The organism is Xanthomonas sp. WHRI 10207 (assembly GCF_040202975.1).
Taxonomy (GTDB): domain Bacteria; phylum Pseudomonadota; class Gammaproteobacteria; order Xanthomonadales; family Xanthomonadaceae; genus Xanthomonas.
In genome coordinates this window covers 962,914-975,672 of the sequence record NZ_JBEGDX010000002.1, presented here as the reverse complement: position 1 = coordinate 975,672, position 12,759 = coordinate 962,914, and the positions used below count along the sequence as shown (strand labels likewise).

General features: G+C 65.0%; 13 protein-coding genes and 1 other RNA gene. 11 read left to right on the top strand and 3 right to left on the bottom strand.

Annotation, left to right across the window (positions count from 1 at the left end; genetic code table 11):
• Nucleotides 1–56: 56 nt before the first annotated feature.
• The gene (locus ABQU90_RS09770; protein WP_323522264.1) at nucleotides 57–2,015 is read right to left on the bottom strand and encodes an acetyl-CoA hydrolase/transferase C-terminal domain-containing protein; all 1,959 of its coding nucleotides are present in this window, start codon (nucleotides 2,013–2,015) and stop codon (nucleotides 57–59) included.
• A gap of 142 nt (nucleotides 2,016–2,157) precedes the next feature.
• Here ABQU90_RS09770 and ABQU90_RS09765 point away from each other — a divergent pair, with 142 nt between their 5' ends.
• From ABQU90_RS09765 to ABQU90_RS09715, 11 genes are all read left to right on the top strand, one after another.
• Complete coding sequence (locus ABQU90_RS09765) at nucleotides 2,158–2,841, top strand: thermostable hemolysin (protein ID WP_407078765.1); 684 nt, start codon at nucleotides 2,158–2,160, stop codon at nucleotides 2,839–2,841.
• On the top strand, nucleotides 2,838–4,334 hold the full coding sequence (locus ABQU90_RS09760) for an AMP-binding protein (protein ID WP_323522266.1): 1,497 nt from the start codon (nucleotides 2,838–2,840) through the stop codon (nucleotides 4,332–4,334). Before ABQU90_RS09765 ends, ABQU90_RS09760 begins: the two co-directional genes overlap by 4 nt.
• Entirely contained in the window at nucleotides 4,331–5,005 is a 675-nt protein-coding gene (locus ABQU90_RS09755) for an iron-containing redox enzyme family protein (RefSeq protein WP_323522267.1), read from the top strand. The genes ABQU90_RS09760 and ABQU90_RS09755 overlap by 4 nt, the downstream gene beginning before the upstream one ends.
• Entirely contained in the window at nucleotides 5,005–5,838 is an 834-nt protein-coding gene (locus tag ABQU90_RS09750; protein ID WP_323522394.1) for an SDR family oxidoreductase, read from the top strand. The genes ABQU90_RS09755 and ABQU90_RS09750 overlap by 1 nt, the downstream gene beginning before the upstream one ends.
• A complete protein-coding gene (locus ABQU90_RS09745) occupies nucleotides 5,825–6,487 on the top strand; it encodes a hypothetical protein (RefSeq protein WP_323522268.1) in 663 nt (220 codons plus the stop codon). Before ABQU90_RS09750 ends, ABQU90_RS09745 begins: the two co-directional genes overlap by 14 nt.
• A 22-nt stretch (nucleotides 6,488–6,509) precedes the next feature.
• Entirely contained in the window at nucleotides 6,510–7,199 is a 690-nt protein-coding gene (locus tag ABQU90_RS09740; protein ID WP_323522269.1) for a response regulator transcription factor, read from the top strand.
• 17 nt (nucleotides 7,200–7,216) lie between these two features.
• Nucleotides 7,217–8,578, top strand: a complete 1,362-nt coding sequence (locus ABQU90_RS09735; RefSeq protein ID WP_323522395.1) for an ATP-binding protein — start codon at nucleotides 7,217–7,219, stop codon at nucleotides 8,576–8,578.
• Between the two features lie 273 nt (nucleotides 8,579–8,851).
• Nucleotides 8,852–9,217 carry a BlaI/MecI/CopY family transcriptional regulator gene (locus ABQU90_RS09730; RefSeq protein WP_115562764.1) on the top strand — a complete coding sequence of 122 codons (366 nt, stop codon included), beginning with the start codon at nucleotides 8,852–8,854 and terminating at the stop codon, nucleotides 9,215–9,217.
• A complete protein-coding gene (locus ABQU90_RS09725; RefSeq protein ID WP_323522270.1) occupies nucleotides 9,207–10,496 on the top strand; it encodes a TonB family protein in 1,290 nt (429 codons plus the stop codon). The genes ABQU90_RS09730 and ABQU90_RS09725 overlap by 11 nt, the downstream gene beginning before the upstream one ends.
• Nucleotides 10,493–11,077, top strand: a complete 585-nt coding sequence (locus tag ABQU90_RS09720; protein WP_323522271.1) for a hypothetical protein — start codon at nucleotides 10,493–10,495, stop codon at nucleotides 11,075–11,077. Before ABQU90_RS09725 ends, ABQU90_RS09720 begins: the two co-directional genes overlap by 4 nt.
• Before the next feature lie 161 nt (nucleotides 11,078–11,238).
• Nucleotides 11,239–11,314, top strand: a non-coding RNA gene (locus tag ABQU90_RS09715) — sX9 sRNA.
• Nucleotides 11,315–11,448: 134 nt separating this feature from the next.
• Here the strand turns inward: ABQU90_RS09715 and modC are convergent.
• Entirely contained in the window at nucleotides 11,449–12,063 is a 615-nt protein-coding gene (modC, locus tag ABQU90_RS09710) for a molybdenum ABC transporter ATP-binding protein (RefSeq protein WP_323522272.1), read from the bottom strand.
• Nucleotides 12,063–12,749, bottom strand: coding sequence for a molybdate ABC transporter permease subunit (gene modB, locus ABQU90_RS09705; RefSeq protein WP_323522273.1), 687 nt, complete (start codon nucleotides 12,747–12,749; stop codon nucleotides 12,063–12,065). Before modB ends, modC begins: the two co-directional genes overlap by 1 nt.
• Nucleotides 12,750–12,759 lie beyond the last annotated feature (10 nt).

The following is a 12,759-nucleotide window of genomic DNA, read 5'->3' as shown; positions in this document are numbered from 1 at the left end:
CCGCGCCCGCCTGGCGGCCGCACAGTAGTTCTGTTAGCTGCTCTAAATGATTAGTTTCATCGTGGTGTTGTTTGGCGCAGCGCATAGGCCAGCAATCGTGCCTGGAGACGCTCCCCAATCGTGCGCGGTGTGTCCAATGCCATGCGCTGCAGGCAGGCCGCGTCGTCAGCCGTGTCGCTAGCGCGCGATGTCACTGCACGCGCCAGCGTCGCCAGCATTGCGCCCTTGCTGGCGGTGGCACGTTTGAGCCATGTCAGTGCGCGTAGCAAGCGTTGTTCGACCGCGGTGAAATCGCTGCCAAGCGGATAATCGGGCAGGCTGCCATCGCGCCGGAATGGCGCCAGCGCCTGTTCAAGCACGTCGGGCGTGTTGCGTTGTGCGCGCGCAGGTAACACGGGTGCCGTGCGCAGCTTGCGTGACTGGGCGGCTTGCGCAAGCAGCGCGTCCTGAAAGCGCGCATCGCAGATGCCGGCCATTTCCACCACGCAATCCTGATCGGTCTTGTGGCGCAGATCGGCGATGCCGTACTCGGTGATGTAGATGTCGCGCAGATGGCGGGGAATCGTGGTGTGGCCGTAACTCCAGCGCACATTGCTGGCGGCGTCTGCGCCGGCATCGCGGGTGGCGCGCAGCATCAAGGTGCTACGTGCCTGCGGCAAGGCGTGCGCCATTGCGACAAAGTTGTATTGCCCGCCGACGCCGGAGACCACGCGGCCATCTTCCAGGCCATCGGAGACCGCCGTACCGAGTGCGGTGGCCATCATGCAGGAATTGAAGAAGCGTGCATCGCGGCGCTGCAGCCGCTCCAGTGCTTCATTGCCGCCATACAGCTGATTGATCTCGCTGATGCGGCGCATGCAGATGGCATTGCGGGTGTCGGCATCCAGATCGCGCAGCCATTGATAGAAGTCCGGCGAGCCGAGATAGAACGCGCCGTGCAGGAACTCGCCTTCGTTTGCCAGGCGCGCTTGGTCGGCGGCATCCGCGCTGCCATCGGCGATGCGCTGCATCAGCGGTAGATCGTCGTGCACCTTGCGACGGATCACGCCGCTGTCCACCAATTGCTTGAAGCCTTCGTTGAGCATTTCGCTGCAGCCATACAAGCCAATCGCAAACGGCTGCAGGCCGCCGCTGGCACGCACGCTGGGGTGCGCCTCCAGGCTTGGATCCAGCGCTTGCAGCACGCGGCGATAGGTTGCATTGTCGGTATGCCGCAGTACCAAGGCATGACTCAATGCGTCGGCCAGCGTGCCGATGCCGATCTGCAAGGTGCCGCCATCGCGCACCAGCGTGCTTGCATACAGGCCGATGGCGTAATCGACGGTCGTCACCGGTTGCCGCGGCAGGCCGAACAGACGCGGCGAAGGGCCGGGCAGGTCGATGATCAGATCGAAGAACGCTGCATCCACCGCGGCAGCGCCACCCATCCACGGCAGCTGCGGGTCCACTTCGGCCACCAGCAGCGGGCGTGGCAGGCCCAATGCCTGCACGGCGTCCAGCGTGTCCTGGGTGATGTCGTTGTTGCACGACAGCGACAGCCGCGTACCACCGGGTTCGCGCGCAACTTTCTGCACGATCAGATTCGGCGCGCGCTGCGCCACTGCGGCCGCGGCATGCGTGTAATTCAAGCTGGTGTAATCGGCCTGCGCCTGCGTGGACTGCAGCAGACCGCCGGACTGCATGTAGAACTCTTCCACCTGCACATGCGCCGGCAAGGCATCGCGCAACATGGCATCGACATACGCCAGGCGCGGGAAGTCCTCGCCGAAGTGACGTGCGATAAACCCAGCCGCAAAGCGCGCCTCAAGCCCCTTGCCGGGTCTGGGCGGATTGAGCGACAGCGCGGTATACAACGCCAGCGGCCGCGCGGGCGTGTTCTCGATCTGCGTGTACAAGGCATTCAACAGCCGATGCGGCTTGCCGATGCCCAGCGGTGCACCCACCCGCAACGGGCCGTCGATGCGTTGCAGGATGTGCGCGACGGCAGTGTCCAGATCAGTGACGTATGTAGGCATGCGCGAGAGCGTAGCCGAAAGCGCTGTGGTGGCGACACCGACAGGCGTCGGGCGACTCCCGACAGTAAGCAACGAATCGCTTCTGCAGAAATTACAACTGGGTAACAACTGGCTCATGGTGACGTAATCGAGCGCGCCCAGGATGCGCAACATGATCACTTCAACCACCCCCGCTGGTTTTTGCTCCCGCCATGGATTTGCCAGTGCCAGCCTGGTCGAGGCCACGCACGCACAGCGCCAGGAGGTGGAACAGTTTATCGCTGGGGTCTATCTGCGTCGCTATGGCGCGCAGCTGCGCAGCTTCTTGCCGCAGCTGCTGGCCTATCGCGATACCAATGGAGTGCTGCTGGCGGCGGTAGGCGTGCGGCTTGGCAGTGCCGGTCGCCTGTTTGTGGAGCAATATCTGGATGGCCCGGCCGAGTCGGCGCTGGCTGGGCGGATGGCGGTGCCTGTCGCGCGCTCAGGCCTGGCCGAAGTCGGCAACTTCGCCGCGATCAGCTCCGGCAGTGCGCGCGCGCTGATCCCGCAGATGACCCATGCGCTGCATCACGCGGGCGTACGTTGGGTGTTGTTTACCGCAACCCGGACCTTGCGCAATACCTTCGATCGGCTGCAGCTGCAGCCGGTGGCCCTGGCGCCAGCGTTGCAGTCGCGTGTGAAAGACGACGGCACCGAGTGGGGCAGTTACTACGCCACCCATCCACAGGTCCTGTGCGGCGATGTCGCCGCCGGTCATGCGTTCCTGCTTGCGCGGCAGGCGCTGCATCCGCAGGCTGCGCGCTGGGGTGTCGAGACGACGCTTTGCCAGGCCGGAGTAGGCGCATGAGCGCGCGGTTCGCCGCGCTGCTCGGCGCCCTGCATGGCCATACGCCGCGGGTGCTGACCGCCGCAGGCAGCCTGGATGCGCAGGACCTGTCCGATGCCGTGGTGGGGCTGGCCGCACGCCTGCAGACAGCGGGGCTGACATGTGTCGCCAGCCGTCTGGACAACGGCCCGGGCTGGTTGATCCTGGATCTTGCGCTGCGCCTGATCGATGCGGTGCACGTACCGTTGCCGACGTTCTTCTCAGATGCGCAGGTGGTGCACGCGTTGATGTCCAGCGGCGCGCAATGCGTCGTGACCGACGCGGCAGCCGCCGCGCCTCCAGGCACCCATGGCGCGATGGCGGCGCTGCAGTTCGATGCACTGCGCGCCTGGCGGGTGGAAGCGCTCGCGCAGACCATCGTGCTGCCGGCCGACACCGCCTGCATCACCTACACCTCAGGCACCACCGGCCGTCCCAAGGGCGTGTGTCTGTCGGCCGACAGCCTGTTGACGGTGGCCGGCGCGTTGGTGGATGCATCGGCCGCGATCTCGCCGCGTCGGCATCTGTGCCTGATGCCGTTGTCCACCTTGCTGGAAAACGTCGCCGGGCTCTACGCAACCTTGCTGTCCGGGGCGCAGGTCGCGCTGCCGTCGCTGGCGGAAATCGGCTACAGCGGCTCCAGCGGGCTGGATGTGCCGACGCTGCTGCGGTGCCTGCAACGTTATCAACCGGAGAGCGTGATCCTGGTTCCGCAGTTGTTGTTGGCATTGGTCAGTGCGGCGGAGCAGGACGTGGCGCTGCCTGCATCGTTGCGCTATATCGCCGTTGGCGGCGGCCACATCGGCCCGAGTCTGCTGGCGCGCGCCGCTGCGTTGGGCCTGCCGGTGTTCGAAGGCTATGGGCTGACCGAATGCGGCTCGGTGGTCTGTCTCAACCGTCCCGGCGCGCTGCGTCCAGGCAGCGTCGGGCAGCCGCTGGCGCACGCCCAGGTGCAGATCGTCGATGGCGAGATTCACGTCGCCGGCGTGCGTGCGCTGGGCTATCTGGGCGAACAGCCGATGCCGTCGGGACCGGTGCGCACGGGCGATCTCGGGCGGGTGGACAGCGATGGGTTCGTCCATATCACGGGGCGGCGCAAACATGTCTTTATCACCGCGTTCGGTCGTAACGTCTCGCCAGAGTGGGTGGAAAGCGAATTGCTGCAGCATCCGTTGCTCGCCCAGGCCGTCGTCTGGGGCGAAGCGCAGGCCGACAACGTCGCGGTGCTGTGGCCGCGTCGTCCCGATACCAATGATGCGGCGCTCGCCCGGGCGCTGGCCGAGGTCAACGCCGGCTTGCCCGACTACGCACGCGTGGCGCGTTTTGTGCGCGCCGATGCTCCTTTCAGCGCACATGACGGCCTGCTCACGGCCAACGGCCGTCCCCGGCGCGACGCAATCCTGGCGCGCTACCAATCCGACGTCGATCGCAGCTATCGATGGCCGGCCACTGTTTCTCTCGGAGTTTCACCATGACCTTCTACACATCCCTGCTGGCGCAGACCCAGGCCGAGCGCGAACGCATGACGCAGGTGCCGATCATCCAGGCCGCACTCGTCGGGCAGATTGCGCGCGAGGATTATGTGACGTTTCTCGCGCAGGCCTACCACCACGTGCGGCATACCGTGCCGCTGCTGATGGCCTGCGGCGCGCGATTGCCGGCGCGGCTGGAATGGCTACGCGAAGCCATCGGCGAATACATCGAAGAAGAGATGGGCCATCAGGAGTGGATCCTGGACGATCTGGTGGCGTGCGGCCAGGCGCGTGAGGCGACCGTGCTCGCCGGGCCGTCGCTGGCAACCGAACTGATGGTCAGCTACGCCTACGACACCATCCAGCGCGGTAACCCGGTCGGTTTCTTCGGCATGGTGCTGGTGCTGGAAGGCACCAGCGTGGCATTGGCTACGCGCGCGGCCAATCAGATTGCCCAGTCGCTGGAATTGCCGCGCAACGCCTTCAGCTACCTGCTCTCGCATGGCGATCTGGATATCGAGCACGCCGGTTTCTTCGAAGGCCTGATGAATCGCCTCGACGACCCGCTCGACCAGCAAGCAGTCGTGTATGCGGCCAAGCGCTTCTACGTGTTGTACGGCGACCTGTTTCGCACCTTGCGCGCCGATGGCGTGCGTCTGGCGGAGGCGGCGTGATGGATCTTCGGGGCAGGTGCGTGATCCTCACCGGGGCCAGTGGCGGTATCGGCAGCGCGTTGTGCGCGCAGCTGGTCGAGGCGGGTGCGATGGTGGTGGCGGTCGGGCGCACGCCGGCGACCTTGCAGCGCCTGGCCGACATGCAGCCGGCTGGTCGCGTGCTGCCGGTAGCGGCGGATCTCGCCAGCGCAGCGGGCCGTGCGTTGCTGCTGACGCGGATACAAGCGCTGCAGCCCGCACCCTCGGTGCTGGTCCTTGCGCATGCGCAAAGCCACTTCGGGCTGTTGCAGGAGCAGGATCCGGCCGCCCTGGAGGCGTTGGTGCATTTGAACCTCACCGCGCCCATGCTGCTGGTGCAGGCGCTGCTGCCAGTCTTCCTGAGGCAGCCGGAAGCGGCGATGGTGGCGGTCGGTTCCACGTTCGGCAGCATCGGTTTTGCCGGTTTCGCCGCCTATAGTGCTAGCAAATTCGGTTTGCGCGGGCTGTTCGAGGCCTTGGCCCGCGAACATGCAGATACGCAGGTGCGCTTTCAGTATCTGGCGCCGCGTGCCACTGCTACCAGCTTCAATCCTGCCGCTGTCGATGCGCTCAACGTGGCGTTGGGTACGGCCGTGGACCGGGCGGAGGATGTTGCGGCAGCGCTGTTGCAGTCGATTGTGCGTGGCGATGCGCGTCGGCAGTTGGGCTGGCCGGAAAAACTATTTGCCCGGCTCAACGGTGTGCTGCCCGAATTGGTGGACCGTGCGTTGCGCAAACAACTTCCCCTCATCCGCGGCCATGCGCAGCCCGGCAGCGTGGCGGCCACACAGGAGCTTTCGCATGAATCGCAATGACTGTCAGCTGCGCATCTTGGCCGCACTGGCGATGTGGGTGACGACCGGTGCCAGTTGGGCGGCCGGTCTGGCGCCGCAGGTGGCGCAGCTACAGGAACGCTGGGCGGTGATCGCCTACCAAACTTCCAAACCAGAGCGGGTTGCGGCGCTGGAAGCGCTTGCGCAGCAAGCCGAGCAGGTCCGTCATGCCTTGCCGGACGATGCCGATGCCTTGATCTGGGACGGCATCGTGCGCTCCAGTCTGGCAGGCGAAAAAGGCGGTCTGGGCGCATTGGCGCAGGTCAAACTCGCACGCACGGATTTCGAGGAGGCGATCAAGCGCGCACCGCGCGCGCTCGATGGCGCGGCCTACACCAGCCTGGGTGCGCTGTATTACCAGGTGCCTGGTTGGCCGATCGGATTCGGCGACGACGCCAAGGCGCGCACCTTGTTGTATCAGGGTCTGGCGATCGATCCGGACGGACTCGATAGCAATTATTTTGTCGGCGATTTTCTGCGTGATCAAAAGGATTGGGCCGGTGCCGCAAAGGCCTTCGAGAAAGCCGCTGCTGCGGCGCCCAGACCAGGCAGGCAGATTGCCGATGCCGGCCGCCGCAAGGAGCTGGCCGCCAAGTTGGCAGATGTGCGCGCGCAGCTTGCCAAGCACTGAGCCGCCTTACAGACTGCTTCACATGCGTATCTTGTTGGTTGAAGACGATCTTTCGCTGGGCGAAGGCATCCGCACCGCCTTGCGGCGCGCCGCCTATGCGGTGGACTGGGTACATGACGGTGTCAGTGCGTTGATGGCCTTGCAGGAAGACACCCTGGACCTGGTGATCCTGGACCTGGGGTTGCCGCGCATGGATGGGATCGAGGTCATTCGCACCGCCCGCGCCCGCGCGCTGGATACGCCGATCCTGGTGCTCAGCGCGCGCGAGCGCGCCGCCGATCGTGCGCTGGGCCTGGATGTGGGCGCCGACGATTACCTTGGCAAGCCCTTTGATATCAACGAGCTGCTGGCGCGAACGCGCGCACTGCTGCGACGTGCAGCCGGGCGTGCGCAACCCACCTTGCAGGCCGGCGCGCTGCGGCTGGATCCGGCCGCGATGTCGGTGCGCTGGCACGGCCGCGATCTGGATCTGACCCGACGCGAATTCGCCCTGCTTTGGCTGCTGATGGAGCAGCACGGTCGGCCGATCGGACGCGAACGCATCCAGCAACATCTCTATGGATGGGACGAAGACGTCGCAAGCAATGCAGTGGACGTGCACGTGCATCAGCTGCGTCGAAAACTCTCGCCAGCGCTGATCCGTACCGTGCGCGGCATCGGTTACGCGCTCGACGAACAGGCCGCCCAGGCCGCCGCCGTGCCGCCGCAATGAATTCGATCCGTCGCGTGCTGTTGCTGGCCTTGCTCGGCGTTTTGTCGTTGCTGATGTTGGCTGCAGCTGGTTTCAGCTATCGCGCCGGCCTGCAGGAAGCTGGCGAAATGTTCGATGCACGCCTGGTGCAATCGGCGCGCGTGCTGGTGTCATTGGTCGATGAGCCCTTGGGCGATCTGCCGCAGGGCGAGCCGATCGTGATCCGTGGATGGCACGGGCAGGCGCAAGGCGTGGGTGAAGCGCTGGCGTTCAAGGATGGCCATGCCTACGAAACCAAACTGGCGTTTCAGGTGCGCAATGCGGGCGGCGCGTTGCTGTTGCGCTCTGACAGTGCGCCCGCGCAGGCAATGGCGCCGCTGCACCCCGGCTATGCAGATGTGCAACTGCCCGATGGGCAATGGCGTACGTTTACGTTGCACTCGGCGGGTGGGCGTTGGTTTCAATCGGCCGAACGCGCCGACATCCGCGAAGAGCTTGCCGAAGATATTGCGCTGGGCACGTTATTGCCGTTGCTGATGGCATTGCCGTTGATGGCGCTGTTGATCTGGGCCGTGGTGAACTGGGCCACGCGCTCGCTGGTACGGGTCTCCGACGAGATTGGCGAACGCGACCCGAAGCGCCTGCAGCCGCTGCAGCCGCAGCACATGCCGCGCGAAGTGCATGGCTTGGTACGTGCGGTCAACGGGTTGATGGACCGCGTGCAGGAAGGGTTGGAGCGCGAACGTCGCTTTATCGCCGATGCTGCGCACGAACTGCGCACACCGATTGCGGCGTTGAAAGTACATGCGGCCAATCTGCGCCTGGCCGCCGACGCGCAGGAACGTGACGAATCGCAACAGCAACTCGATGCCAATGTGCTCCGCATCGAGCGCATGGTGGCGCAATTGCTTGCCTTGAGTCGGGTCGAAGCAGTCACTGCCTTGCCACGTCGCAGCGTGAGCCTGGACACCTTGGTGCGCAGCGAATCCGAAGACGTGTTGGCGGTTGCGTTGCAGCGACAGCAAGAAGTGGAATTGGCACTGCAGCCGGTGCTGGTGCTCGCAGACGAATTCGCACTGTCGCTTCTATTGCGCAACCTGCTGGAAAACGCGGTGCGCTACACACCGCCGGGTGGCCGCATCCGGATCAGCACACACGCCGAACCGGTGCCGACGTTGGTCGTGGAAGATTCCGGACCGGGTATCCCGGAAGCTGCGCGCGGACGTGTCTTCGACCGCTTCCATCGAGAGCTGGGTACCGGCGTGGAAGGCAGCGGCCTGGGTCTTTCGATCGTGCAGGACATTGCCCAGGCGCACGCAGCACAGGTCCATCTGGACGACGCGCCAACGCTCGGCGGCTTGCGTGTCAGTGTGCGATTTGTGGACAGTTCCGCCGACTGAAGTATCCGGGTGTTGGGCCGTGCGTCTGGCTCGGGATCCACGGCCGGTGCCCCGTGCGTTTCGCAGAGAGTGCCGAAATAGCGGCCCGGCGCAGCCATGTGGTGGGCATGCTGCGGAGCGTCGAGGCGCATACGCAGATACCTGTACACAGGCATGCCAAAAGATTGCAGTGCAGGCAAAGCCGGCGCTGGTGGATACCGCAAAACGTACGAGTCGCGCTTGACAAGACGTTCGTTCACAGCTGTAATCGATAAAAATTACGGATGTAATCGCATGACGATCAGCGATGCGGAAGCGGTGGTGATGCAGGTGCTCTGGGACCATGCGCCGCGCACGGCCGACGAGGTGGTTGCTGCGTTGGCGCAGACCCATTGGGCCGAGCCAACCGTCAAGACCTTGCTCAACCGGTTGCTCAACAAGGGCGCCATCGCAGCGCAAAAAGAGGGGCGCAAATACCTCTACACGCCGCTGTTGCAGCGCGATCACTGGGTGCAGCAACAAAGCGAAGGGCTGCTGCAACGTCTGTTCGGTGGGCGGGTTGCGCCGCTGGTGGCGCACTTCAGCGAACGCGGAAAGCTCAGCGCCTCCGACGTTGCCGAATTGAAGCGTCTGCTCAAGGAACTGGACGATGAGCCCTGATGCGCTGATGTGGCTGCGCGCCACGCTCTACACCACGATTGCGTTGCTGGCGTGCCTACTGCTGCGCCGTCCGCTGCGTACCTGGCTGGGCGCCACGGCAGCCTATGCACTCTGGGCCAGCGTGCCGCTCGCGTTGCTGGCGGCGGTGCTGCCTGGCCCGTCAGTGGGTGCGGTGGTAGTGCAGCTGCCGGCGCTGGCTGCTATCCCGTTCGCATCAGATGCCGGCACTGGCGCGGCAGGCGTGCAGCAGTGGCTTGTCGCGGTTTGGCTGGCGGGCGCCGTACTGAGCGCGGTCATCATGTGGCGTGGCCAGCGGCGCTTTATGCACAGTCTCGGTGCGCTGCATGCGTTGGACAAGACGCTGTGGCTGGCCACGCATGATGTCGGTCTGCCGGCCTCGCTCGGACTTTGGCGTCCGCGGATTGTGCTGCCGATGGATTTCACCACGCGCTATAGCGCCGACGAGCGTGCGTTGATTTTGGCCCACGAGCGCTTGCATCTGCGCCGTGGCGATCTGCATGCCAACCTGCTGGCGACCGTGCTGCTGTGCATCGGCTGGTTCAATCCGTTCCTGCATGTGGCATGGCGTGCATTCCGGCTGGATCAGGAGTTGGCGTGCGATGCCGCCGTGCTTGCGCGCCATCCGGACAAGCGTCGCAGCTATGCCGGCGCGATGCTCAAATGCCAGCTGGGCGACAGATGGTCGCCGTTGGCGTGCCACTGGGCCACGACGCATCCGTTGACGCAACGCATTGCCGCGCTACGTGCGCCTGCGCTGGAGGTGCGGCGTGCACGGTGGAACGTGCGCATGGTGATGTTGGTTGCAGCCGTCGCCACTCTTGCCAGTTGGGTCATCCAGCCTGCGCGTCTGAGCGCGACACCGACGCCAGGCAATGCAGTGGATTTCAGCACGATGCCGCCGCCCCGCTATCCAGCCGAAGCGATCGCTGCAAACCTTGCAGGCCTTGTCGAGTTGCAGATCGACGTCAGCCCGAACGGCGCACCCGGCCACGTCGTGATCGTGCACAGCCAGCCAGCCGGAGTGTTCGATCAGGCCGTGCTAGAGGCAGCGCGTCACTGGCGCTTCAAGCCCGCGATTGCAGATGGCAAGCCAGTAGCTTCCCGGGTACGTGTGCCGGTCCGGTTCGAGCTGGATCCGCCGGAACAGGCGGGTGCATCCAGCGATCTTGGCGGCGACCAGCGCCTTGCCTCGCAATCCAGTCGCACCGATGACTGCGTGGCATCCGCAGGATGCGCAAAACAAGGAGCACCGCAATGAAGTACGGTCTGGCATGGTGCAGCGTCGTCGCTCTGAGCCTGTGCGGATGTGCAACGCAGCGCATGGCAGAGCAGGAGCGTAGCCAGCGTGAGGATTCGGTGGATCAACGCATGCTGTCGCCGCAACCGGGTGGTGGTGGCGCTGCTGCGATAGCCTCGTACACGCTGGCGGAAACGCAGCGGTTTCGCATGCCGCGCGCCTTGCGCAGCGAGGCGCCGGTGCTGCCGGCCGATTCGCCACGTCAGACCTTGCCGGCAACCACGGTATGCGCGCATGTGATTCTTGCCGCCGACGGCGCAGTGCAGCGCGTGGACCCCCTGTCCGATCGCGACGAGTGCGTGGCCGGGCGACTGCCGGAGAACGCCGACCTGCTGCAGGCTGTGCGCACGACCGTGCAGCACTGGCAATTCGTGCCGGCCGCACTGTGCACGTATGCACCGGGTGTCGCACAGCCTGCGGCGTTGGATGATTGCAGCGGCGCGACGCATGAAGAACCCGTACCTGTGACGTTGTCGTTCGCGTTTACCTTCGAAGTGCGGCAGGGCAAGGTGAGCGTGCGTACCGGCAAGGTTGCGCAATGAAGGGGCGTGATTGCGACGCTTGATCTCGGCGTGCGTGGTGACAGCTGTCGCGCAGCAGTGACGTTCAAGCGGTCATCCTGTAGGCGCTGGTTTGGCCAAGAGCAGCTAACAAAAAAGACTGTGCTTACCACCATGCGAGCGCTTCCGGTGCTAGGTGCGGTATTTACCATGCGTACACTCCAGTTCCTCCGCGCCGTCCACACCTACCTGACGACTGCTCGCTACGTTTTATAAGCCGCTCTATGGCGCGGCAATCATCCAAAACGTGCAGACGATAACTCGCGGATCAGCGTGATGGGTGTCGGCTCAACACGAGTGCTTGCCGCATACAGCGGACAGCCCGCACCGCCGCCGTATTGCCCATCAACGTCTCACTCCAACACATGCACGCTGTCGGCAATGCGCTGCACTTCATCCGGGTTGTGGCTGACGTACAGCATCGGCAGACGGATCTCGTCGCGCACGCGCTGCAGGTAAGGGATCAATTCTTCGCGGCGCGCCTGGTCCAGTGCGGACAACGGTTCGTCGAACAACAGGATGGCCGGTTGCGACAACAAGGCGCGGCCGATGGCCACACGCTGCGCCTCACCACCGGACAGGTTGCGCGGGCGGCGATGCAGCAGCGGGCCGATGCCGAGCAAGGCCACCACGTCGTCGAATCCGAACGGCGCCGCACCGCGCGCATGCCGACCGTAGTGCAGGTTGCGCCGCACATCCAGATGCGGGAACAGCCGCGCATCCTGAAATACATAGCCAATGCTGCGTCGATGCGTCGGCACGTCCACGCCCAGCGCGTGATCGAACAGACAGCGCCCATCGATGCGGATATGCCCGGCCTGCGGACGCATTAGGCCGGCAATCGCATTGAGCACGGTGGTCTTGCCGGCGCCGGAGGGGCCCACCAATGCCACCACGCGTGCGTCGTCCTGGATACGGATACGCCGCTGAAAATGGCCGCGTTGCAGCTGCAGATCCAGATCCAGCATCACTCGTCCTCGCGTCGGTACTGTCTGCGCACCAACCACTCGGACAACAACAGCGCCGCCAGCGAGATCGCCAGCGCCACGCCGGCCAGGCGCCATACGCCCGATTCCATGCCCGGCACCTGCATCAAGCCGTAGATGGCCGCCGACAGCGTCTGCGTCTCGCCGGGGATATTCGACACGAAGGTGATTGTGGCGCCGAATTCGCCAAGCGCCTTGGCGAACGCCAGCACCATGCCGGCCACCAGACCCGGCCACGCCAGCGGCAGGGTGATGCTGAAAAATACCCGCCACGGGCCAGCGCCAAGGGTTGCGGCGGCCGCTTCCAGGCGGCGGTCGGTGGCTTCGATCGACAGCCGGATCGCGCGCACCATCAACGGAAATCCCATCACCGCGCAGGCCAATGCCGCACCGGTCCAGCGAAACGCAAACTGCACACCGAGGTGTTCCAGCAGCCAGCTGCCGATCGGCCCCTGTGTGCCCAGCATCACCAGCAACGCATACCCGGTGACCACCGGCGGCATCACCAGCGGCAGATGCAGCAATGCGTCCAGCAGCGCCTTGCCCGGAAAGCGGCGCCGCGCCAGCAGCCAGCCGCAGGCGATGCCCGGCGGCAGGCTGGCGATGGCGGCAACCAGCGCGACCTTCAGGCTCAGGCCGATCGCGGTGACTTCTTCAGCGGTGAACATCGACAGGCGG

Excerpts from the sequence above, each read along its gene's own strand:
- ABQU90_RS09770 (WP_323522264.1), bottom strand. The coding sequence starts at position 2,015 with ATGCCTACATACGTCACTGATCTGGACACTGCCGTCGCGCACATCCTG.
- ABQU90_RS09755 (WP_323522267.1), top strand. The coding sequence starts at position 4,331 with ATGACCTTCTACACATCCCTGCTGGCGCAGACCCAGGCCGAGCGCGAA.
- ABQU90_RS09740 (WP_323522269.1), top strand. The coding sequence starts at position 6,510 with ATGCGTATCTTGTTGGTTGAAGACGATCTTTCGCTGGGCGAAGGCATC.
- ABQU90_RS09725 (WP_323522270.1), top strand. The coding sequence starts at position 9,207 with ATGAGCCCTGATGCGCTGATGTGGCTGCGCGCCACGCTCTACACCACG.
- ABQU90_RS09745 (WP_323522268.1), top strand. The coding sequence starts at position 5,825 with ATGAATCGCAATGACTGTCAGCTGCGCATCTTGGCCGCACTGGCGATG.
- ABQU90_RS09760 (WP_323522266.1), top strand. The coding sequence starts at position 2,838 with ATGAGCGCGCGGTTCGCCGCGCTGCTCGGCGCCCTGCATGGCCATACG.
- ABQU90_RS09765 (WP_407078765.1), top strand. The coding sequence starts at position 2,158 with ATGCGCAACATGATCACTTCAACCACCCCCGCTGGTTTTTGCTCCCGC.
- ABQU90_RS09730 (WP_115562764.1), top strand. The coding sequence starts at position 8,852 with ATGACGATCAGCGATGCGGAAGCGGTGGTGATGCAGGTGCTCTGGGAC.
- modC (WP_323522272.1), bottom strand. The coding sequence starts at position 12,063 with ATGCTGGATCTGGATCTGCAGCTGCAACGCGGCCATTTTCAGCGGCGT.
- modB (WP_323522273.1), bottom strand. The coding sequence starts at position 12,749 with ATGTTCACCGCTGAAGAAGTCACCGCGATCGGCCTGAGCCTGAAGGTC.
- ABQU90_RS09750 (WP_323522394.1), top strand. The coding sequence starts at position 5,005 with ATGGATCTTCGGGGCAGGTGCGTGATCCTCACCGGGGCCAGTGGCGGT.
- ABQU90_RS09720 (WP_323522271.1), top strand. The coding sequence starts at position 10,493 with ATGAAGTACGGTCTGGCATGGTGCAGCGTCGTCGCTCTGAGCCTGTGC.